Here is a 22170-nt window from a genome sequence, read left to right as displayed (position 1 = left end):
CCTAAACATGTCGTTTGGACAGCGCGAATACGATCGCCAGAAGCCCGAAATCGATTTCCCGGGCACGGATGCTCCCACTGAGCTGGGCATCGAGGACCTCATCGTCGGCACCGGCGCAGAGGCGAAACCCGGGGACACCGTCTCCACCCACTATGTGGGTGTGGCCTGGTCCACCGGCGAAGAATTCGATGCCTCCTGGAACCGCGGGCAGCCGCTCGACTTTCGCGTAGGCGTTGGCCAGGTTATCCAAGGCTGGGACCAGGGCCTGCTTGGCATGAAGGTCGGCGGCCGCCGGCGCCTCGAGATCCCCTCGGAGCTTGCCTACGGTGAACGGGGCGCAGGTGGCGCCATTGCACCAGGTGAGTCGCTGATCTTCGTAGTGGACCTGCTGGGCGTGCGGTAACCGCATCAGAGGCCTGGCGGCGGGCGGAGTAACGTTAGTTCATCGTTACTCCGCCCGCCGTCGTTAACTTCGCTTGCATCAGGAAGCTAGAAGTACCCTTGAGGCTATGTCCGCGTCCAAAACCGAGCGCCTGCTTAATCTTCTGATCGCCCTGCTGGAACGCAGACGCGGGTACAGCAAAGAAGAGCTCCGCGCGCTGATACCTCCCTATAAGGAGGCTCCGAGCGAGGAGGCCTTTAACAGGCTGTTCGAACGGGACAAGGACGACCTGCGCGAAATGGGCATTCCGGTCCAAACTTTCACCGAGGATGCCTTCTTTGACCTGGACTCTGGTGTTACGCGCTACCGCATCGACCGCGAAACCTATCGGCTTCCCGAGCTCGCCTTCACTCCGGAGGAATCGGCTGTGCTTTCGCTGGCTTCGCGCATATGGCAGCAGGCCTCGCTTGGCTCCGCTGCTGCCAGGGCAGTTCGCCGGCTGGACGTTCGCGGCGCCCTTGCGGAAGGCGATTCCCTGATCGGAATTGAACCCCGAATCCGCACGGCTGAGCCAGCCTTCGACGAGCTGCTGAAGGCCGTCATGGACAGGTATCCGGTGTCGTTCGAATACCGGGCGGCCAGTTCGGGCGAAGTGTCGGTACGGCGGGTCGAACCATGGGGTTTGGGCAACCGGTTCGGCCATTGGTACCTGGTGGGCAATGACCTTGACCGTGGAGACGAACGCACCTTCCGCTTGACGCGGATAAGTTCGAAGGTCAAGAAGCTCTCCGGCACATACCTCGTTCCCGAAGAGTTCGCCATGCGCTCGGCGCTGGAGTCGCTGGTACCCGACAGGCAGCAGGGCACCGCCACCGTGCTCCTTCGGCAAGGACACGCACATTCTCTTCGGACCGCCGCATCGACTGTGGCTGCAGGGCCGAGCGGCTGGGACACCGTGACTTGCACGTTCGGCGACATTGAGACGTTTGCCGAAGAGGTTGCCTCGCATGGCGCGAATGCCTATGCGGTAGATCCGGTCGAGCTGAAAGACGCCGTCATCCGGCGTTTCAATGGCGCGCTAGCGTCGCTGACCCAAGCGCCGTCGTACGATCTCGGCACCGCAGCGAGACCTTCACGGACAAAATCTTCGTCCTTGGACCGCCTTCCGCGGCTCCTCGATCTGGTGTCCTATGTGAGCGCCCATCCAGGTGCTCCTCTGAACGAGACGGCAGAGAAGTTCGGAGTGAGCCCGGATCAACTGGGTAAGGATCTCAGCCTCCTTTTTGTCTGCGGGGCTCCCGGCTATGGGCCGGACCAGCTGATCGATGCCTATTGGGAGGACGGCTCCATCTATATCGGCAACGCCGACGAGATAGCCCAGCCCATTCGGTTGAGTATCGACGAAGCATTGTCCCTCGTGGTGGGCCTGCAGGCATTGGAAACCGTTCCGGGAGTGGGGGAGCGGCCCGCACTGCGCAGCGCGTTGAGCAAACTGCTGGACGCGACCGGCGGCGACCATGGCATGCACCGTGCCATTGCTGCGGACTTCGACGCCGATGCCCGGACGGAGGAAGTCCTCGCCCTGCAGGATGCTGTGGCTGCCGGTGAGACGCTCACGATTGAGTATCTGGTTCCTTCCCGGGATGAGATGACGGTTCGGGAGATCGACCCGGTACAGGTGTTCGCTGTCGATGGCCATTGGTACACAGAAGCGTGGTGCCACGGCCAACAGGCAATCCGGCAGTTCCGGGCAGATAGAATCCGCTCGCTGCGCAGGACCGGGCAGTACTTCCAGCAGCCCGAGGCGCGCAGTTCGCAATTTCCCCAGGCGCTCTTTACCCCTAGAGACACTGACGAACTCGTGGTGTTGAAGATCTCATCGCGATTGGCCGAGCTCGCCGAGCACTACAACGCCCAACGCCGCGTCCTTCTGGACAACGGCGACATTGTGGCGGAGATTCGCCTGGGTTCGACGGCGATCATCACACCTCTGGTAGCCCGTCACGGCGGTGAGGTTGCTGTCCTCGAGCCTGCGAGCCTCGCGCTGGCTGCCCGTGAGTGGCTTGCGGCTGCGCTGGAGCTGTATTCGGAAAATTCAAAGCTGGACGGACTAGACTCGTAAGCATGTCATGGTGGTTCTGGATCCTGCTCTGGGTTGCGCTTTGCGCCCTCGCACTGCTCTTCGTCGTTTACCTGGGTTTCCGGCTGTTCCGCCAGCTGAAGGCAACTCTGCAGGATTTCGAGGTGGCGGCGGGAAAGCTCGGGTCGGGATTCGATGTGTCCGATAACGGCCCGGCGGCCGAGCCACGCACCATTGTTCCGGGAGTCTTTCTTGACCCGGCGGAGGCACGGGAAATCTACGTTATGGGGAAGGCGGAACGGCGCGAGGCCAGACGGCTCAAACGCGTAGCCAGACGGGCTGCCCGCGGACAGAGGCAGTCACTCAGAGACGTCAGACTTTCATAACGTAGGATGTATTCGAAACGAAAGGAACCACCCAATGGGACGACTCTTCGATAACCCCTGGACAATCATCATTCTCGTCATCATTGTCCTGCTGCTCTTCGGGGCTCCGAAGCTCCCGGGCCTCGCCCGCAGTGTTGGGCAGTCGATGCGAATCTTCAAGTCTGAAGTCAAGCAGATGAAGGACGAAAACCCGTCCAAGGATGACGCTGACGACGACGCCGTTGAAGGCCGCGTGGTTAATCCGCCCCGGAACCAGAACAACCGCGACCAGGCACCGAACGCGAACGGCGGAACGCCGCCCAGCCAGCAGTAAGGCCAATGTCTCGAACCAAAGGCCGTAAAGCCAATCCAGAAGGACGGATGGCGCTCAAGGAGCACATCAAAGAATTCCGGAACCGGCTGATTGTATCCGGCATTGCTATTCTTTTGGGCGCCATCGGGGGGTGGTTCCTTTACGACCCGGTAATGGTCGCGGTCCAGCAACCGCTGATCGAAATCTCGTCCGTTGAGGGCCGCCGGGCGGAAATCAACTACGGCAGCGTGGGGTCTCCCTTTGACCTGAAGATACAGGTCTCGCTGTTTCTGGGATTCCTTGTTAGCTCACCGGTCTGGATTTACCAGATCTGGGCCTTCATCACTCCCGGACTGAAGCAGAAAGAGCGCCGCTACACACTCGGTTTCATGGTGGCCGCAGTGCCCTTGTTTCTGCTCGGCATCTACTTTGGCTGGATTGTGCTGCCTGAAATCGTCAAGGTTCTCACCATGTTCACCCCCGTGGGAGGCGTGAACCAGATCCTGGCAACGGACTACCTGACCTTTGTCATGCGGATGTTCCTGTCCTTGGGCGTGGCTTTCCTGCTGCCCGTGGTCCTGGTCGGCGTCAACTTCGCCGGCCTTGTCAGCGGACGGCAAGTCATCAAGAGCTGGCGCATCGTCGTCTTCGTCGTGTGTGTGGTTGCCGCGATGGCAGCGCCCGGCCCGGATGCCATGTCCATGTTTCTGCTGGCGGGCCCGCTGCTGGCCCTGTTCTTCGTCGCCGTCGGCGTTTGCCTTCTCAACGACAAGCGGCGTGCACGGAAAAAGAAGGAACGCGAGGAGGAAGTGGAAGCGTCTGCAGACAAGGCAACGCCGCTGACTGATCTTGAGGGTCCCGCGGAAGCCTGAATCGGTGGAAGCGCTCTTCCGCCGCTAATACCATTAGGCTTCTAATATGAGTTCCCCATCCGATCGGTACAGGGCGGCAACAGCAAGAGCAGCCCATGCCAAGACCAAGCTCTTCGCGTTTACGCAAACCCTGGGATTCGAACTGGACCCCTTCCAGCGGGAGGCCTGCGAGGCGCTGGAACGGGGCAGGGGAGTGCTGGTGGCTGCGCCGACCGGCGCCGGGAAGACGGTCATCGGTGAATTCGCGGTATACATGGGCCTGCAGCGAGGCCTGAAGGCCTTCTACACCACGCCTATCAAAGCGTTGAGCAACCAGAAATACACGGAGCTGGTCCACGTCTACGGTGCCGAACGCGTCGGGCTACTGACCGGCGATGTCTCCATCAATCCGAACGCGGATGTGGTGGTGATGACCACTGAAGTGCTGCGCAATATGCTCTATGCCAATTCCCAGACACTGGACGAGCTGGCCTACGTGGTCATGGATGAGGTCCATTATCTGGCCGACCGTTTCCGCGGCGCAGTCTGGGAAGAAGTCATCATCCACCTGCCCAGCAGCGTGCAGCTGGTATCGCTGTCGGCCACCGTTTCCAACGCGGAGGAGTTCGGCGCATGGCTTGATACCGTGCGCGGGGATACGGACGTGGTTGTATCGGAACACCGGCCCGTTCCGCTGTGGCAGCATGTGATGGTCGGGCCGGACATCCTGGATCTCTTCGCCTCGGACGTTGCGTTTGATGAGGCGGCGCCGGCCATGTCGGCCGGGACCGGAGCCGCGGACCGCTTCGAGGTAAACCCCGAACTGCTGGAACTGGCCTACTCCGAGCAGAAGCTCAACAGGGCCGCCAACTGGGGTCGCGCTGGAGCACGCCGGGGCAAACGTACACCCACGAGGCCCCAGCAGCCCATGAGCCGAGTGCGCCGGGCTTCACGTCCGCAGGTTATTGCGCGGCTCGATAAAGAGGGCCTGCTCCCGGCGATCACCTTCATTTTTTCGCGGAACGGCTGTGACGCGGCCGTCAGGCAATGCCTGGATGCCGGATTGTGGCTGACAACCGAGGCCGAGCGCGATGTGATCGTCCGGCGGGTGGACGAAGCAGCCCAGGATATACCTGAGGAAGATCTGGGCGTGCTCGATTTCTGGACCTGGCGCGAGGGGCTGGTGCGGGGCCTGGCAGCCCACCATGCCGGCATGTTGCCGACCTTCAAAGAGGTGGTGGAAAAGCTGTTCGCGGACGGACTGGTCAAGGCCGTCTTCTCCACCGAAACGCTGGCCCTGGGCGTGAATATGCCCGCCCGAACGGTGGTGTTGGAAAAGCTGGACAAGTTCAATGGCGAAGCCCACGTAAACATCACGGCCGGCGAATATACCCAGCTGACCGGTAGGGCAGGCCGCAGAGGTATCGACGTCGAGGGCCATGCGGTGGTCCTGTGGCAGCCGGGAACGGATCCTGCGGCGGTGGCCGGTCTTGCCTCGCGCCGCACCTATCCGCTTAATTCCAGCTTCCGCCCGACCTACAATATGTCGATCAATCTCATCGCCCAGTTCGGCCGGCCAAGGGCTCGCGAAATCCTGGAAACCTCCTTTGCCCAGTTCCAAGCGGACAGGTCTGTGGTTGGCCTGGCGAAGCAAGTGCGCAGCCGGGAAGAGTCTCTGGCCGGGTACGCCAAATCCATGACGTGCCATCTCGGCGACTTCACTGAGTACGCGCGGTTGCGGCGGGAGCTGAAAGAGGTGGAAACCCAATCGGCAAAGTCCCGGACCCGGCACTTGCGTTCCGCGGCCGCCGCTTCCCTCGAACGCCTGCGACGGGGCGACATCATCGATATTCCCGGCGGCCGAAGCGAGGGATACGCCGTGATCCTGACCCCGGATGCGTCCGGCTTCGAGCCGCGGCCCACAGTCTTGACGATGGACAAGCAGATTCGGCGAATTTCGGCGCAGGATCTCGAAGGGCCGGTCGAGGTCCTCTCCACTATCCGGGTGCCGAAGACGTTCAACAGCCGCAGCCCCAAGGAACGCCGTGATCTGGCGTCGTCGCTGCGTAACGCGTTGCATGAAAACAGGCCGCCTCGGAGGGGAAGCGACAGGCAGAGTTTTGCGCTGCCGGGTTCGGAACGGCAGGAACAACAGATCACGGAGCTGCGCCGGAAACTTAGGTCCCACCCCTGCCATGGCTGCAGCGACCGCGAAGACCATGCCCGCTGGTCCGAACGCTGGTGGAAGCTCCGGCGGGAGACGGACCAGTTGATGGGGCAGATCCAAGGCCGTACCAATACCATTGCGAAAACTTTTGACCGCGTCTGCGACCTGCTGGACACCTATCACTACCTCGAAACTCATCCGGACGGAAGAGTCACAATCAGTACGGCCGGCAACAGACTCCGCCGGATTTACGGCGATCGCGACCTGCTCGTGGCGTTGTGTATTGAAAACGGTGCTTTTGAAGATCTGGACGCCGCCGAATTCGCCACTTTTGTCTCCTGCTTGGTTTTCCAAGCCAAACGGGAGGAGACCGGAATTCGTCCGAAAATGCCGAGCGTGTCGCTGGAAACAGCGGTCGATATTGCGGTTAAAGAGTGGTCGGTCCTGACCGACAGGGAGGAACAGCACAAGCTGCCTCTCAGCGGCGAACCAGAACTTGGCCTCATCTGGCCCATGTACAAGTGGGCGCAGGGACGGTCCCTGCTGGCCGCCCTCCAAGGGACTGAACTCGCGGCAGGAGATTTCGTGCGTTGGGCCAAACAGGTCATCGATCTGCTTGACCAACTGGTCAAGGTGCCCGACATCGACCCCAGGATGGCGACACTCAGCCGGCAGGCAATCGTTCTGGTCCGGCGCGGTGTGGTCGCATATTCCGCAGTAGCCGAATAGGGAAGCCGTTCATCAGAACGGCGACTGGTCCACTGCACGGCCCGATCGTCGGCACTGCGCCAACGGATTCCAGTGATGAACTTTTTTTGTTGATTTACCTTTGATTGGAGTTTCATGAGTGAGTCCCAGCTGCCCGAACGCGCGGCAGCATCCGGTCTTTCGCTGTACCGCAACGGGTCCGTTTACAGTCCTGCGGATCCCTACGCCACCGCAATGCTGGTCGACGGCGGAACGGTAGCCTGGATCGGCTCCGAAGAGGCAGCCACGTCAATCGCGGACAGCAAGATGGAGATCATCGACCTGCAGGGCCGGCTTGTCGCCCCGGGGTTCGTGGATTCGCATGCGCATGTCACAGACGCCGGCCTGGCTCTAACCTCGCTCGACTTGTCCCGTTGCAACTCCTTGGCCGAACTCCTCGACACCGTTGCCGGCGCTGCGGGTTCAGGCAAGTCCCCGGTCCTCGGGCATGGCTGGGATGAGAGCCGCTGGCCCGAAGGCCGGCCGCCGACAGCTGACGAACTTGAGCGCGCCGGCGGGGGACAGGACGTGTACCTCAGCCGGGTTGACGTGCACTCGGGAGCCGTTTCCGCCTCGTTCGCCGCAAGGCTCGGGTTGCAGGCTGAGGAAGGCTGGGACGGCAAGGGACGGGCCCGTTCCCGCGCACTCCAACTGGTCCGCTCAGCGGCGCATAACCCATCGGCCGCCCGCCGGAGGGAGGTACAGCGTCTGGCCTTGAACCACGCCGCCTCGCGAGGGTATGTGGCACTGGCGGAAATGGGTGCCCCACATATTGCTCCGGCCGAGGACCTGCTGGGATTGATTGCACTAGCGGACGACGAACACCGTTCGCTTCCCAGGATCCTTCCGTACTGGGGCCAGCTAGCGGAGTCGGCGGAGCAGCTGCAAGATATCCTGCAGCTGTTCGGACACAAACTCAAGGGTCTGGCCGGCGACCTCAACATTGACGGGTCCATCGGCTCACACACGGCCTGTGTGCACGGCGGCTACCAAGACCGGCCTGGCGAAGCGGGAGAGCTATTCCTCACCGTGGAGCAAGCCGCCCGGCACCTCGAACTCTGTTCCATTGAGGGGATCCAAGGCGGCTTCCACGTCATTGGTGACGCAGCGCTCGACCTGGCCATCGAGGCTCTGCAGGTTGCAGCCGACCGCGTGGGAAGTGCCGCGGTCCGCTCGGCCCGGCACCGGTTCGAGCATGTCGAGATGATGTCGTCCGGGGCAGTCGACCGGTTGCTGGAATTCGGAATCACTGCCAGCATGCAGCCGCTCTTCGACGCCTATTGGGGCGGCACGAACGGGATGTACGCATCCCGGCTCGGAGCGCAGACATCCCTAGGTATGAATGCCATCGGGACACTCCAGACGGCAGGCGTTCCAGTCTGCCTGGGATCGGACGCACCAGTCACTGAGCAGAGCCCATGGGCGACGGTAAAAGCTTGTCTGGAACATCACAACCCGGAACAGCGGATCTCGGCACGGGCTGCTTTCCTTGCCCATACCAGAGCCGGCTGGCGGGCGGCGCGAGAGCCCAACCCCATGCAGGGCCAGTTGGCCCCCGGCACACCGGCCACGTTCGCCGTGTGGGATGTGGCCGAGCTCTCCATCCAGACGGCCGACAGCAGAGTTTCGTCCTGGAGCACGGACGCGCGGGCCGGCACACCCATGCTGCCCTCGCTGGACACCGACGCCCTGCCCGTATGTTCGCGCACGGTGGTGGACGGGTACGTAATCTACGACGGAGACCTTCACCCGGCTTCCTGATGGTGCACGGGCCGGTGGCCCGACGGAATAGCTGGAAAATACTCTCCAAGGCGGGCGTATTCCGACTTGCCGTACTGACCTGCAGAAATGGGAGAATGCGCAGGTCAAGGCCACATTGACACCCAGTCCTGACCACGTAAGCTTTTAGCTCAATGGGTCGTTTTTAGATAAGCCAATGGCCCAGGCCGGGCTCCGGACCAGACCGGTGCACGTCGGCGGCAGAGTAAGATTCTGCCCGGGGGCTGGATGTCCGGTGCTTCCAACGGGTAGGTTTGCGCGTCAGTAGAAAACAGGTTCCGTCCGCTTCGTGGATCCGGTTCCTGGCCCGAAGGCGCGCGAACCTACCCTCTTTTCTGCCGACGCTGTCCGCTCTGCGCGACTGGACCAAGGAACGATGACATATACTGGACCGTTGGCGTTCGGCCGGTCCCGCGGACATGCCCGCGCCATACTATGCGGCAACAGTAGCGAGATCGAAAGGCAGCTGAGTGCGGGTCCTGACCATCATTCCGACGTACAACGAGATTGAGTCCCTGCCTCGAACCTTGGACCGGCTCCGGGCCGTAGCCCCCGCCACAGACGTCCTGGTCGTCGATGACAACTCTCCCGATGGCACCGGAGCGGCGGCGGACGCGGCAGCTGCAGCAGACAGCGCCGTCCATGTCCTGCACCGGCAGGGCAAGGAAGGACTGGGCGCAGCCTACATCGCCGGATTCCGTTGGGGTCTCGACGCGGGCTATGACGTTCTGGTCGAAATGGATGCCGACGGTTCCCACCAGCCCGAAGAGTTGCAGCGTCTGCTGGATGCCCTGGATCGCGGTGCGGACATGGTCAAAGGCTCGCGGTGGATCCGGGGAGGCAAGGTCGTCAACTGGCCGCTGCACCGGAAGCTGCTCTCACTCGGCGGCAGCTTGTATTCGCGGATCCTGCTCGGCGTCCAGGTCAAGGACATAACCGGTGGCTTTAATGCTTTCCGTGCGGAGACGCTGAAGAAGATCGATCTCGAATCGGTCGAATCCGTCGGCTACTGCTTCCAAGTGGACCTGACCTGGAAGACGCTCAAGGCCGGACTCGACGTCCGGGAAGTACCGATCACTTTCGTGGAACGCGAATTCGGGGACTCGAAGATGAGTGGCGGTATCGTACTTGAATCGATCATCCTTGTCACGAAATGGGGACTCCGTTCCCGCTGGCGCAAGCTGACCGGTAAGGCTTAAACGCTGAGGGAGGAGACCGTTTCCGGTCTCCTCCCTCAGCTATGCCTCTTTTAGGCGGAGCGGCGTTCACCGCGGCGTTCACGCAGAATGTTCAACCGGTCCTCGAGGATCTGCTCCAGTTCTTCGACCGAGCGGCGTTCCAGCAACATATCCCAGTGGGTCCGGACGGCCTTTTCATTGCTGTCGTCCGGCTTTTCGCCATTGACGAGCAACGCTTCCTTGCCGGTCTTGGAAACCCAGGTCGGGGGGATCTCAGCCTCAGCGGCGAAGGTAACAAAGACCTGTTCGCCATCCTCGCAACGGTATTCCACGCGTTGACGCGGCGCCGGCTCGACACCGGATTCCGTCTCCATGCTCTGCGCTCCGAGACGCATACCCCGCAGGCTACGATCGCTCATGATCTCTCCCTCTTGTCTTATGGTGGGGCGGTGAAATGCACCGTCCCGGCATGACCCGCACTACCTTCAACGCTTCCGGACCATCAACTGTTCCCGGTCGGCAGCGGGCATCAGCTTCGCGGCAAACAACCAATTATAGTCCGGAATGGCCGCATGGGTAAAGGCGAACATTTCACAGCAGGCCTCGAGTCGAACTGGCGCGGTCTTCGCCCGGACCGCCGTCGGCACCATCAGAGCTTGACCCGTCGGGCGTCGCAGCCCCCAAGACACTGCCGATACCTTTGAGCGCCTCGCCGACTTCGCTGGGGATGATCCACAATTTGTTGGAGGATCCGTCCGCGAGCTTGGGCAACGTCTGAAGGTACTGGTACGCGAGCAGTTTCTGGGTCGGATTGCCTTTGTGGATGGCATCGAAGACCTTCTGGATCGCCTGCGATTCACCGTCGGCACGGAGAATCGCTGCTTTGGCATCTCCCTCAGCTTTGAGGATGGCGGCCTGTCGTTCACCTTCAGCGGTGAGGATCTGTGACTGCTTTACACCTTCCGCTGTCAGGATGGCCGCCCGCCGGTCCCGGTCTGCACGCATCTGCTTTTCCATGGAATCCTGGATGGAGTGCGGCGGGTCGATCGCCTTGAGCTCCACCCGCGAAACGCGGATACCCCAGCGGCCGGTAGCCTCATCCAGTACACCGCGCAGCTGGCCGTTGATCTGGTCCCGGGAGGTCAGCGCCTCTTCAAGGTTCAGCCCGCCCACGACGTTTCGCAGCGTGGTAGTTGTCAGCTGTTCGACGGCCTGGATGTAGTTGGCGATCTCGTACGTCGCGGCACGGGGATCGGTCACTTGGAAATAGATGACCGTGTCAATGGATACGACGAGGTTGTCTTCGGTAATAACGGGCTGCGGCGGAAACGACACGACCTGTTCGCGCAGATCCAGCAGGGGCAGGAGCCGGTCAACGAACGGGATCAGGATGGTCAATCCGGGGTTGAGTGTGCGCTGGTACTTGCCCAAACGTTCGACTACGCCCGCACGCGCCTGCGGAATGATCCGGACGGCGCGAACCAACACAATGAACACGAAAATGATCAGGACCAGCAGCACTATCCAGATGCCGATATTGGTATCCATAGCTCCCCTTCAGTTGTTATTCGCATCAGCCGTTGGACCGGATGCTGAGCCATCCGTGAGGCTGAGTGCGTTGATGCGCCGGTGGGATGTTTGCCCGGCTTACTGCGCCGGATAAGGGCCCGGTTCCGCGGCAGGGTAGACGACGGCGGTGGCCCCTTCGATGCGTGCCACGGCTACCCGGGCGCCCGCGGGGATTGGCGAGCCGTCGCTCGAACGTGCCGTCCAGGTGTCGCCACCGATCTTGACCATGCCTGAGTGGTCCGTGACCGGCTCCAGTGCCATGGCCGATTCGCCAATCAACCGGTCGACGTTAGTGGCCTGGTCACGGGGACCGCGACGCAAATGGCGTAGCCCTATGGGCCGCACCACGAGAACCATGAGCAGCGCAACGACGCAGAATACGACCACCTGGATCCAGAACGGCCAGCCGAGCAATGCGGTAAATAAGGCGATCAGCGCCCCGAAGGACATCATGACGAAGAATAGGTCGAGCGTCATCATCTCGACGATCGCCAGAATAAGGAACAGGGCCAGCCAGAGGACCCAGCTGTTGATGACGAGCCATTCAAACATCAGTTCCCCCTGTTGCAGGTAGACACGCGGGACCACGAATCTGCCACAGAGGACATGTGGTCCACAGCACCATCATGCCCGATTTGCCTGCATTTGTGGCCCTTTCCAGCCCGAACTTCGCTGTTACACGGAAACTGTGGCCAACTCGTGACCACAGCAGGCGCAGTACGAGCAACGGACCCTGCGTCCGACGACGCTAGCGGGCACTCTTTCGGAAAACGCTGAGGGTAAATCGGGCTTCGACTGCCAGCGGTGTCTCCGGTTCCGGGAGCACAGTCGCTCCATCAACCTGCTCAAGAGCTGTGCCGGCATGGTGGGCGTTCGGACCCATCATCACCACATTCCGCATATCTTCACCCTTGAGCTGCATAGGCACCGACAGGGAGTCCGCGGACACCGGTGTGAAGTCCTGCGCCAGGGAAGCGGCGAGCTTGTCCGACTTGTCCTCGTCCACGGCGAGCAGGGGGAGCCGTGCCCTCAGGGCGTCGAGGTGTCCGGGCGCCGGGGTGACCACTAGCAGGTGGCCGCCCGGTTTGAGGATCCGTGCATATTCTTCGGCATTGCGCGGAGCGAATACGTTGATGATCAGATCGACGACACCGCCGGCCAGGGGAAGCGGCCGCCAGAGATCCCACACCAGGCACAGCGCCTGCGGAACGGAACGCGCTGCGCGGCGGAGGGCAAACTTGGACAGATCCAGCGCCACCGCTCTGGCGGCAGGCACGGCTCCAACGGCGGCAGTCAAATAGTGCCCGGTGCCGGCCCCGGCATCGACGATGACCGGCCGTTCAACGCCTTCCAACAGTCCCGAGACGGTTCCGGCAACCTGCCGGAGCAACGGGTCATAATGCCCGTCATCAAGGAAGGCGGATCTGGCCGCAACCATCTCTGCGGTGTCCGGAATGAAAGACGTGCCGCGTCCAGTGAGCAAGTTGATGTACCCCTGTTTGGCGCCGTCGAAGCGATGGCCTGCCGCACAGCTGATCCCACCTGCAATCGAGCCTTCGTTGGGCCGCATGTCTTCCGCACACACCGGGCACAGCAGGAGGTCGACGCATTCCAAGGGCACGCTGAGTGAAGGCATAAACCGATCCTAGCGAGACGGCGGCCACCTGCGTTACCGAAAGGTGACTCGCCCAAGCACCTGGCGTGAGACTAAGCTCACAAAGATGAAGTCTGAAGAGATTGTTTTACTTAATTCCGTTTCCGCGCCGACGGTCCATCCCGAGGGGGAACGCGCGGTGGTGTCCGTTACCCGCCCGGACTTCGCTGCCGACGCTTATGTCGGACAGTTGTGGGAGATACCGCTGAACAACGACGGCGGTGCACCGCGCCGCGTGACCCGCGGCTTCCGCGATATCGCCCCGAAATTTGCGCCCGACGGGGGCACTTTGGCTTTCCTGCGCGCTGCACCCGGGGAAGCGCCCCAGCTTTTCGCCGTCGAGGGCAGGGGAGGGGAACCAGTCCAGCTGACTGACCGGAAGCTCGGTGTTTCCGGCTTTGCGTGGTCGCCGGATTCGGCGTGTCTGGTCTTTGCCGCACCGGTACCAGAAGAAGGACGTTACGGCACCGTGGAGGGACTCGGCCCCGACGCGGAGGACGCCCGGCTGATCACCGGCTATAAGTACCGCCTGAACGGAGCCGGGTACACCAACGACAAGCGCGCCCAGCTCTTCCGCCTGGCTGCGCCCGACCTGCAGGCCGAACCGCCGATAACCCCGACAGGCCGGGCGAAGAAGCAGGCTGAAGATGAGGGCCGTAAATTCCAGCCGGTGCCGGAGCCTGTCCAGCTGACCCACGGAGCGGCGGACCATCAGCCGCCGCGGTACTCAGCCGACGGCGGCCGCATCTACTTCAGCGCCGCCCTGCATGCAGAGGCCGACAGCGATTTGGTCTCGGACATCTACTCCATCGACACGGACGGACTGGATCTGCGCAAGCACACGAACCTGCGGGATCAGCCGGCGCAGCGCATTACCGCCGACCTACCGGCGCCCAGTCCCGACGGCCGCTGGCTCTTCTTCCTCGGGAATGAACTCGGCGAAAGCGGCACGGACTTCGTGGCACGAAACACCGGCCTCTACGTGGCGCCCACGGACACCAGCGCTCCGGCCCACAGGTTGACCGACGCCGAGACCATCGACCTGAGCGCAACCAGCGGTGAGCTGGTCGCGGTGGCCGATGACGCCGTCGTCGTTATGAACAGCACGCGCGGATCCGTGGAACTGCTGCGCGTGAGTGCCGCGGGAGAGTTGCAGGTTCTGGTGAACGGCCAACGCCAGGTGACCGGGGCAGGCAGCGCGGCCGGATCGCTTGTCGTGAGTTTCACCGATCCCGGTACCGCCGGGGATGTGGGGCTCGTGACCCCGGAGGGCCTGCATGTCCGCACCGATTTTTCCGCTGCCCTGCGCGCTGCATCGCCGCTGGCGAAGCTGCGGGAGGAGACCTTCACCGCCGCCGACGGGTACCCGGTGCACGGCTGGGTGCTGCTGCCAGAGGGGGAGGGCCCGAATCCGGTACTGCTGAACATCCACGGCGGACCCTTTGCCCAGTACGGCTGGGGGCTTTTCGACGAGGCCCAGGTCTACGTGGAGGCCGGATATGCCGTGCTGATGTGCAATCCACGCGGCGCCGCCGGCTACGGGCAGGCGCATGGCCGGGCCATCAAGGAAGCCATGGGTACGGTGGATCTGGTGGACGTGCTCGCGTTCCTGGAGGGTGCGCAGGAGAAGTATCCGCAGCTGGACCGCGACCGGGTGGGTGTGATGGGCGGTTCCTACGGCGGCTACCTCACCGCCTGGACAATCTCCCAGGACCACCGTTTCGCGGCCGCGATCATTGAGCGCGGCTACCTGGATCCGCCGTCGTTCGTGGGATCCAGCGACATCGGCTGGTTCTTCTCCGGCGAATACACGGGGACCGATGAGGAGGGCATCCGCAGCCAGAACCCGTTTGCCCAGATCGGCAACGTCAGGACGCCGTCGCTCATCATCCACTCGGAGGAAGACCTGCGTTGCCCGCTGGAACAGGCCCAGCGGTACTACGTGGCGCTCAAGCAGCACGGTGTGCCGGCCGAACTGCTGATTTTCCCCGGGGAGAACCACGAGCTTTCGCGCGCCGGGACGCCGTGGCACCGCAAGCAGCGGTTCGACGAGATCCTGCGCTGGTGGGCCACCTACCTGCCCACTGCCCGGAACCAAGCCGGGCAGCCCGAGCGGTCGGGCGAAACCGCGGAACTGGAACCGGCCGCCGGCTGAACTCAGAAGCGCAGTTCCTGGCGGGCGTGCTCGATGGTCGGCTGCCCCCAGCGGCTGCTGTATTCCGCGCTGGTGCACAACGAGCGGGTGGCGGCCTTGTCGATGTAAACCACGCCGTCAAGGTGGTCCGTTTCGTGCTGCACAATGCGTGCCGGCCAGCCGGTGAACTCTTCGGTCCTGACCGTTCCGTCCGCGCGGAGATATTCGAGTTCCACTATCCGGTGACGCTCCACGACGGCCTGGTAGCCGGCAAAGGACAAACAGCCTTCAAAGAACGACGCCGTGTACTCGCCGATGGTGCGGACGTGCGGGTTGATCGCGGCAAAGTACGGCAGCGGTTGCCGTTGGCGTGCGCCAGCTATCTCGGGCCCCACGGTGGCTGGATCTTCCAATACCGCCAGGCGCAAGGGGATGCCGATCTGCGGTGCCGCGAGGCCGACCCCCGGTGCGGCATGCATGGTCCGGCGCATCAGCTCCAGCAGGGCCTGGAGTTCGGCGTCCTCGATCTGGCCGTCATAGGGAACCGCAGCCTGCCTCAGGACCGGGTGTCCCAGCTGGACGATCTGCGGCAGCTGCTCCCGCTCCAGCGCTGCTGCCACTGCTGCGCGGATGTCGGCTGCCCTCAGTCCTGACACGATGCGTTTCTCCGTCCGTTCCGGTAATGTCCGTCAGCCTTGATCCTATCCACGTCCCAGGCGACCGGCGCCCTGGGCGGAGGCTGCTTTGGGCGGAGGCTGCCAGGCACTGGCTCCGGCGCATTGCTCAGGCGCGTTTGCTCAGGCGCTGCTGGAACAGCCGGTCCGGTAGCGGGCTTCCAACACGCCCTGCGGATCTGCGGCGGCGACTTCCACGGTCATCGATCCCGTTTCGGCCCGGTCCACGGTGATGGCAATGGTCGCCTCGGAGTGATCCGGGTCCTCCTGACAGCGGACAGGCTGCAAGGCGGCAGGTACGGACAGGCTGTCCCCGGGGCTGAGCCGCGTTCCGCCGGCCCTGTCCGGCACCCAGTCCGTGCCACCGCTGAAGCGCGGTGAGTACAGGGTCACGGCAAGGACAAGCACGGTTGCCTCGGACTTGTTCGCCACTGTCAGCAGCACAACGTCGTCGTCGTCGTTGGTGCCGTCCGCGGCCCCAACAGACGCGCTGAGCTGCTCGACGGTGGCCGGAGGCCCGTCCTGCTGGATGGATTGGCCGCCGGACGGATCCGGGGATGCGGCGTCGCGGGGAGATTCCGGAGCGCCGGAGCTGCAGGATGCCAGCGAAAAAACCGCCACCAGAAACAGCAGGAATGTCCGCCAGCTCCTGCCCTGTAACGGCAGGAGCTGCCGGTCCGTCCACATGCAGCCATCGTACGTTCAAATCACGAGGGCGGCGACGTCGATTAAGGTAGACAGTGGACCGTTGAAGCACCGCACGAACCTGGTTAGACCGATCCGGACGACGCCGTCGAAGACAGCCGCGGCGTCCCCATGACAGATGGAGACACGATGAGCATGGTCACCAACACGGATATTCAGTCGCCTGCGCTGCCCCTTGCAGACAGCCACGACTTGATCCGTGTACAGGGCGCACGCGAGAACAACCTCAAGGACATCAGCGTCGAGCTCCCGAAACGCCGGTTGACGGTCTTCACGGGTGTCTCGGGCTCGGGCAAAAGTTCGCTGGTCTTCGCCACGATCGCGGCGGAGTCCCAACGCATGATCAACGAGACTTACAGCGCCTTTGTGCAGGGATTCATGCCGACGCTGGCGCGCCCCGACGTCGACTATCTGGAGGGCCTGACAACCGCGATCATTGTCGATCAGGAGCGGATGGGCGCCAACCCGCGCTCCACCGTTGGCACCGCGACCGATGCCAACGCGATGCTGCGCATTCTCTTCAGCCGGCTTGGCGATCCGCATATCGGCTCACCCAATGCCTACTCCTTCAACGTGCCTACGGTGAAGGCCAGCGGAGCGATCACCGTCGAGCGCGGTAACAAGACCAAGGCAGAGAAGGCGACCTTCAACCGGCTGGGCGGCATGTGCCCGCGATGCGAGGGCATGGGCGCCGTCAACGACTTCGATCTGACAGCGCTGTACGACGACACCAAGTCGCTCGCCGAGGGCGCTCTCACGGTTCCCGGGTACAGCATGGACGGTTGGTACGGACGCATCTTCAGTGGTGCCGGCTTGGACATGGACAAGCCGATCGGGAAGTACTCCCCAAAGGAGCTCCACAAACTGCTCTACTCGGAGCCGACAAAGATCAAGGTGGAAGGGGTCAACCTCACCTTCGAGGGCGTGATCCCGAAGATCCAGAAGTCCATGCTCTCCAAGGACGTCGAGGCGATGCAGCCGCACATCCGTGCGTTCGTGGAGCGGGCGGTGACTTTTACAACCTGCCCCGAGTGCGACGGCACCCGGCTGAGCCAGGAAGCCCTGTCCTCAAAGATCAAGGGCAAGAACATCGCGGACCTTTGCGAGATGCAGATCAGCGATCTCGCCGAATGGATCCGGGACCTCGATGAGCCGTCGGTGGCCCCGTTGCTCAACGGGCTGCAGCACCTGCTGGACTCCTTCAAAGAGATCGGACTGGGCTACCTCTCGCTCAATCGGCCCGCCGGCACCCTGTCCGGCGGCGAAGCACAGCGCACCAAGATGATCCGCCACCTCGGGTCATCGCTCACCGATGTCACCTACGTCTTTGACGAACCGACCATCGGCCTGCACCCGCACGACATCGAGCGGATGAACCAGTTGCTGCTGCAGCTGCGGGACAAAGGCAACACGGTGCTCGTCGTCGAGCACAAGCCGGAGACGATCGCGATCGGCGACCACGTCGTCGACCTTGGGCCCGGAGCGGGCACCGCGGGCGGCAGCGTCTGCTTCGAGGGCTCCGTAGAGGGGCTGCGGGGGAGTGACACCATCACCGGCCGCCACCTCGATGACCGGGCGAGCCTCAAGGAAACAGTGCGCCAGTCGTCCGGCGCGCTGGAGGTACGCGGCGCGTCAACACATAACCTCCGGGACGTCGACGTCGACATCCCGCTGGGGGTGCTGTGTGTTGTCACCGGTGTCGCCGGTTCCGGCAAGAGCTCGCTGATCCACGGTTCGGTTGCCGGGCGCGACGGTGTGGTGGTGATCGACCAGGGTGCAATCCGTGGCTCACGGCGGAGCAACCCGGCCACCTACACCGGCTTGCTCGAGCCGATCCGCAAGGCGTTCGCGAAGGCCAACGGCGTGAAGCCCGCGCTCTTCAGCTCCAACTCGGAAGGTGCCTGTCCCACCTGTAACGGCGCCGGCGTCATTTACACCGACCTCGGCGTGATGGCCACTGTGGAATCCACCTGCGAAGACTGCGAGGGGAAGCGGTTCCAGGCAGCAGTGCTCGAATACACGCTGGGCGGCCGGAACATCGCCGAAGTACTCGCAATGTCGGTGACAGAAGCCGAGGGGTTCTTCAACGAGGGCGAGGCACGCACGCCTGCCGCCCACAAAATCCTCGACCGGCTCGCCGACGTCGGACTGGGATACCTCAGCCTCGGCCAGCCCCTCACCACGCTCTCCGGCGGCGAACGGCAGCGGCTCAAGCTCGCCACCCAGATGGCGGAAAAGGGTGACATCTACGTCCTCGACGAGCCGACCACCGGGCTGCATCTGGCCGACGTCGAGCAACTCCTCGGCCTCCTCGACAGACTCGTCGACGCCGGCAAATCGGTCATCGTCATCGAACACCATCAGGCGGTCATGGCGCATGCCGACTGGATCATCGACCTCGGCCCCGGCGCTGGCCACGACGGCGGCCGTCTCGTCTTCGAGGGAACACCCTCCGAGCTTGTTGCCACCCGCGCCGGCCTCACCGGCGAGCATCTCGCCACCTACGTGGGCGCTTGATCTCCAAGGGCGGCGACTACCGTGCTGCGCGTCGTCGCCGCCCCGACTCACGGCGGATTATGGCCGGGGGAGTGGTGGCGCGTCGCCTACCGAATGGCGGCGCTGACATCCCGGACCAGCACCACGACGCGTCCCTCAACCTGCTCGCCATCTGAAGACGGCCCCGCAGCAAATTGCTCAGCAGGTCCTGCGGCCAGGTCAGGCCGCTGGACCATGTGGGGCCACCGACGACGACCGGACTTACAAGGGTGATGCACTAGTTATGTCAAGTTGTGCTGATTTGGGATTATCCAAGCCAACACGCATGGAGTAATGCCTCTGCAGGTTTACTCGTTGAAAACCACGCACGCGGTCAGAAATACGCCCATGCAAAGTAACGCCATCAATCGTCGTCGTTGATCGACTACACGGATCGCACCGTGAATAGCATCAGCAAAGTTCTGGTGTAGGCGTCGCCGTCGGACGGAACCGAAGTTCCCACCGCATCGCCTATATGCCACCGAGCAACGATGGCATTCCGCCACTCCCAGCCGCTCAAATAATTCGCCGATAATCTACATTATGTCAAGTAGTACTTTGGCTATCGCATCTTATGCAATCACTGAGGCTCCCCCTCGTGGTCGCGGGTGGTTCTGAATGAGTGATGAGAAGCCTTGGCACCTTGGAGGCGCATCCGCAGGGTCTGCACGCCCGGGCCATCGAGCTCGTCGAGATAAATTTCGCGGCCGGCCATGCTCATCACCAGAGCAAGGGTCGAACCGGTCACCAAAGGACCGCTACCCGCGGCGAACAGGCCGTCATCTGCCCGCAGCTGCAGGCCGGCGACGTTCGTCCGGCTGGCGACGGTGAAGTTGCGGCGGACGAAAAATTCGGCCACTGGTGTCAACGCCTCGACACTCGGTGCGCGGTGAATCCCCAGGGGCTGGCGGACGTCTTGGGCGTGTACGACGACCTCGCCAAGGTAGGCGGGTATATGTCCGGAAGGTGCCGTTGTATTTTTGACAATAGTATGGAACAAGTCCAGCGTTTCTGCCGGTGTCCGGCCGCACCGCTCCGTCAGCCGACGCTGGTTATGCGCGTCGGGGCGGAAACGCGCGCCGAGCATGCTGCGAAGCCACTGCCACTGGTTCAAGGTGGCAGCGGCCGTGAGGTGGGCCACGACCTGCTCGACATCCCAGTGACCGCACAAAGTGCCGTGCCTCCATTGCTCGGCGCTGAGGCCCGACAGGTCTTCTGCCAGTGCGGCTCGCTCGGCGTGCGCCAACGCCCAGAGCCGGTCGGTCTGCCATCGCGTCATATCGCTTCGTCCACTTCTCCTCGGTGACCCGATTCATGCGCAGTTGATGTGACTGCTGCCGCCGCGACCAGTCGGGATGCGCCGGTGCCTTTGAGCCTCTCTTGGGGCACCAGGCGCCCGGAGAGTGCCAGCAGCAGGTCGATAGAGTCGGCCTCGACCTCGTCACCCTGCCCCCAGCTTGCGCCGGTCTTCCTGTCGATCAGTCGCAATCCTGCTGCCCGTTCGCGTCCGCCTCCAAAGGAGACAGGGGTGCGCAGTTGGTAGGCCAAGGCTTGGGCGACGGCAAGTTCGGGGTAGCATCGATGCCCAGGGGCCGGCGTATATCCTCTCCGTGCACGATGGCCTCGACCAGGCGTGTTGAGAGGTTCGCCGGCGGTGTGCGCCTGAGGAATGCAGCTTCCTGTAGCGCGCCGAGTGTGTCCTGCGGATCCTCCCGCTTCTCTCGGGCAATGCCGTTCACATTTGCCCGGTCGAAGTCCATGCGGGCAATCAGCAGGTCACGGACGAAGGAGACCCGGCCGGTCAGTGCCGTGTCGACCAGATGCGCGAGGACATCGTGGATATCCCATCCCGGGCAGAGAGACGAGACGCGCCACTGGTCGTTGCGCAGCTCAGTGAGATCAGCCGCGAGCCGCCGCCTTTCGGAATGCACAATTTGCCAGATCGCTGCCGCGGACTTGCGCATGTCGGCTCCTTCTCGGGATTAGGTCGATCACCGCTCCTTGGCACTCTAATACTGAAGCGGCCTGCCGAGGAAGGCACTCTCGCCGGCACTCCCCCTATGGCGCTGCCCGCCACCTGCGTCACTCGCCGCTTCTCGGGAAGGCTGATGCGATGAAGCCCTCCGCCGGATACGCGACGATCCCCTCTACCAGCTTCAGGTCCTGCCGATCCTCGAGAAATGTTTCGTTGCCTTGCCTCCTGACGCCGGGCAGACCAGCATCCAGACTTCGTGACAACGCCGGTGTGCAACAGGCAGTGCATGAGCTTCAAGCTCCCCCACAGCCAGATGTCCTTGCCGCTCTGCTCCTTGATCTCCCTGATGGTGCCGTCCGGGTCCCGCGTCACGGTCTGCGGCAGGAAAGACGACGAAGGCCGGGTGGGTTGGTCTCCCCCAAGAGGTCAGTGACCGCGTGGTATTCGGCCCTATTTTTGCGACGATCCACGTTCGATTCCGCGGCATGCGCGGGATATAGGAGGCACTTGATGGCGTGGCCCGCTGATCGGGAGGACGCAATTGCCCGCCTCAGAGCTGGCCGTCGTAGCTTTCACGCAGGGCCAGGGCGGTGAACTTCCAGCCCTCGATAATCCGTGCCAAATCGTTCCCGCTAGCCGACCTGCCCAGCTCGTTGATCAGTTCCACTTCAGCCTCCATGAAAATGGCCATCCCGTCGGCATAGGCGATCAGCTCCCGGATTTTTTCCTGTGGCAGGGAGGGTGGCTCGGGCGGCCGAGGCATCTCGATCATGCTCGCAATCTTGCCAGATGCACTGTCGAAAGATCAGGTTCTTTGCCGGATCGTGACCGAGCCCCGGCCAAGGGGACCACCGGCGTCCGCTCTTGGATGGCGCCCACGGGCTGCGTCGCGTCGTGGAGCACCGCGCCCTATCATTCCGCGACGCGCAAGCCGTAGACTGGGCGTGTCGCGGGCAATGACGCCGGCCATCATTCTCTCCGCCACCTGTTGACCGAATACCCGGCGGTCGGCCCTCCCCGCGCGAGCCCGTCGCTTCCGGACGAAGGAGTCGTCGTGAACGC

At 63.0% G+C, this 22170-nt stretch carries 19 protein-coding genes; 10 read left to right on the top strand and 9 right to left on the bottom strand.

Going from position 1 to position 22170, the window contains the following annotated elements:
• The first annotated feature begins 7 nt into the window (after nt 1-7).
• From AC5RWO_RS20155 to AC5RWO_RS20120, 8 genes are all read left to right on the top strand, one after another.
• The gene (locus tag AC5RWO_RS20155) at nt 8-403 is read left to right on the top strand and encodes an FKBP-type peptidyl-prolyl cis-trans isomerase (protein WP_139003523.1); all 396 of its coding nucleotides are present in this window, start codon (nt 8-10) and stop codon (nt 401-403) included.
• 106 nt (nt 404-509) lie between these two features.
• Nucleotides 510-2504: a helix-turn-helix transcriptional regulator gene (locus tag AC5RWO_RS20150; protein WP_498733532.1), complete on the top strand. Its 1995-nt coding sequence runs from the start codon at nt 510-512 to the stop codon at nt 2502-2504.
• Nucleotides 2505-2506: 2 nt separating this feature from the next.
• Nucleotides 2507-2848: a hypothetical protein gene (locus AC5RWO_RS20145; protein ID WP_498733530.1), complete on the top strand. Its 342-nt coding sequence runs from the start codon at nt 2507-2509 to the stop codon at nt 2846-2848.
• 34 nt (nt 2849-2882) lie between these two features.
• Nucleotides 2883-3161 carry a Sec-independent protein translocase subunit TatA gene (gene tatA, locus AC5RWO_RS20140; protein WP_139003520.1) on the top strand — a complete coding sequence of 93 codons (279 nt, stop codon included), beginning with the start codon at nt 2883-2885 and terminating at the stop codon, nt 3159-3161.
• A gap of 47 nt (nt 3162-3208) precedes the next feature.
• Nucleotides 3209-4012 (top strand): twin-arginine translocase subunit TatC, encoded by an 804-nt coding sequence (tatC, locus tag AC5RWO_RS20135; RefSeq protein WP_264670246.1) that lies wholly within the window; start codon nt 3209-3211, stop codon nt 4010-4012.
• A 46-nt stretch (nt 4013-4058) separates the two neighbouring features.
• The gene (locus AC5RWO_RS20130; protein ID WP_498733529.1) at nt 4059-6887 is read left to right on the top strand and encodes a DEAD/DEAH box helicase; all 2829 of its coding nucleotides are present in this window, start codon (nt 4059-4061) and stop codon (nt 6885-6887) included.
• A gap of 114 nt (nt 6888-7001) precedes the next feature.
• Nucleotides 7002-8666: an amidohydrolase gene (locus AC5RWO_RS20125; RefSeq protein ID WP_498733527.1), complete on the top strand. Its 1665-nt coding sequence runs from the start codon at nt 7002-7004 to the stop codon at nt 8664-8666.
• A gap of 488 nt (nt 8667-9154) precedes the next feature.
• A complete protein-coding gene (locus tag AC5RWO_RS20120) occupies nt 9155-9883 on the top strand; it encodes a polyprenol monophosphomannose synthase (RefSeq protein WP_498733525.1) in 729 nt (242 codons plus the stop codon).
• A 50-nt stretch (nt 9884-9933) separates the two neighbouring features.
• Here AC5RWO_RS20120 and AC5RWO_RS20115 read toward each other — a convergent pair whose 3' ends face one another.
• The 4 genes from AC5RWO_RS20115 to AC5RWO_RS20100 all read right to left on the bottom strand — a co-directional run bounded on the left by AC5RWO_RS20115 (nt 9934) and on the right by AC5RWO_RS20100 (nt 13067).
• Complete coding sequence (locus AC5RWO_RS20115; RefSeq protein ID WP_074702362.1) at nt 9934-10281, bottom strand: RNA polymerase-binding protein RbpA; 348 nt, start codon at nt 10279-10281, stop codon at nt 9934-9936.
• A 172-nt stretch (nt 10282-10453) separates the two neighbouring features.
• Entirely contained in the window at nt 10454-11410 is a 957-nt protein-coding gene (locus AC5RWO_RS20110; protein ID WP_498733523.1) for an SPFH domain-containing protein, read from the bottom strand.
• Between the two features lie 99 nt (nt 11411-11509).
• Nucleotides 11510-11983: an NfeD family protein gene (locus AC5RWO_RS20105; protein ID WP_498733521.1), complete on the bottom strand. Its 474-nt coding sequence runs from the start codon at nt 11981-11983 to the stop codon at nt 11510-11512.
• Between the two features lie 196 nt (nt 11984-12179).
• A complete protein-coding gene (locus AC5RWO_RS20100; RefSeq protein WP_498733520.1) occupies nt 12180-13067 on the bottom strand; it encodes a putative RNA methyltransferase in 888 nt (295 codons plus the stop codon).
• An 85-nt stretch (nt 13068-13152) separates the two neighbouring features.
• Between AC5RWO_RS20100 and AC5RWO_RS20095 the strand changes: the two genes are divergently transcribed.
• Nucleotides 13153-15240, top strand: coding sequence for a S9 family peptidase (locus AC5RWO_RS20095; RefSeq protein ID WP_498733518.1), 2088 nt, complete (start codon nt 13153-13155; stop codon nt 15238-15240).
• A 2-nt stretch (nt 15241-15242) separates the two neighbouring features.
• On the opposite strand, the gene AC5RWO_RS20090 is transcribed toward AC5RWO_RS20095, so the two are convergent.
• Together AC5RWO_RS20090 and AC5RWO_RS20085 are read right to left on the bottom strand one after the other, a co-directional pair.
• On the bottom strand, nt 15243-15875 hold the full coding sequence (locus AC5RWO_RS20090) for a peptide deformylase (RefSeq protein ID WP_498733516.1): 633 nt from the start codon (nt 15873-15875) through the stop codon (nt 15243-15245).
• Nucleotides 15876-16016: 141 nt separating this feature from the next.
• Nucleotides 16017-16580, bottom strand: a complete 564-nt coding sequence (locus AC5RWO_RS20085; RefSeq protein WP_498733514.1) for a hypothetical protein — start codon at nt 16578-16580, stop codon at nt 16017-16019.
• Between the two features lie 147 nt (nt 16581-16727).
• On the opposite strand from AC5RWO_RS20085, the gene AC5RWO_RS20080 reads away from it, so the two are divergent.
• On the top strand, nt 16728-19115 hold the full coding sequence (locus AC5RWO_RS20080; RefSeq protein WP_498733512.1) for an ATP-binding cassette domain-containing protein: 2388 nt from the start codon (nt 16728-16730) through the stop codon (nt 19113-19115).
• Nucleotides 19116-19713: 598 nt separating this feature from the next.
• On the opposite strand, the gene AC5RWO_RS20075 is transcribed toward AC5RWO_RS20080, so the two are convergent.
• The 3 genes from AC5RWO_RS20075 to AC5RWO_RS20065 all read right to left on the bottom strand — a co-directional run bounded on the left by AC5RWO_RS20075 (nt 19714) and on the right by AC5RWO_RS20065 (nt 21880).
• Nucleotides 19714-20412, bottom strand: coding sequence for a maleylpyruvate isomerase family mycothiol-dependent enzyme (locus AC5RWO_RS20075; RefSeq protein ID WP_498733510.1), 699 nt, complete (start codon nt 20410-20412; stop codon nt 19714-19716).
• A gap of 199 nt (nt 20413-20611) precedes the next feature.
• Entirely contained in the window at nt 20612-21097 is a 486-nt protein-coding gene (locus AC5RWO_RS20070) for a maleylpyruvate isomerase family mycothiol-dependent enzyme (RefSeq protein WP_498733508.1), read from the bottom strand.
• Between the two features lie 561 nt (nt 21098-21658).
• Nucleotides 21659-21880: a hypothetical protein gene (locus tag AC5RWO_RS20065; protein ID WP_498733506.1), complete on the bottom strand. Its 222-nt coding sequence runs from the start codon at nt 21878-21880 to the stop codon at nt 21659-21661.
• Nucleotides 21881-22170: the final 290 nt, after the last annotated feature.

Source organism: Arthrobacter sp. B055-34 (assembly GCF_059090425.1).
The sequence above is the reverse complement of the archived record's forward strand: the minus strand, read 5'-3'. Positions and strand labels throughout refer to the sequence as shown.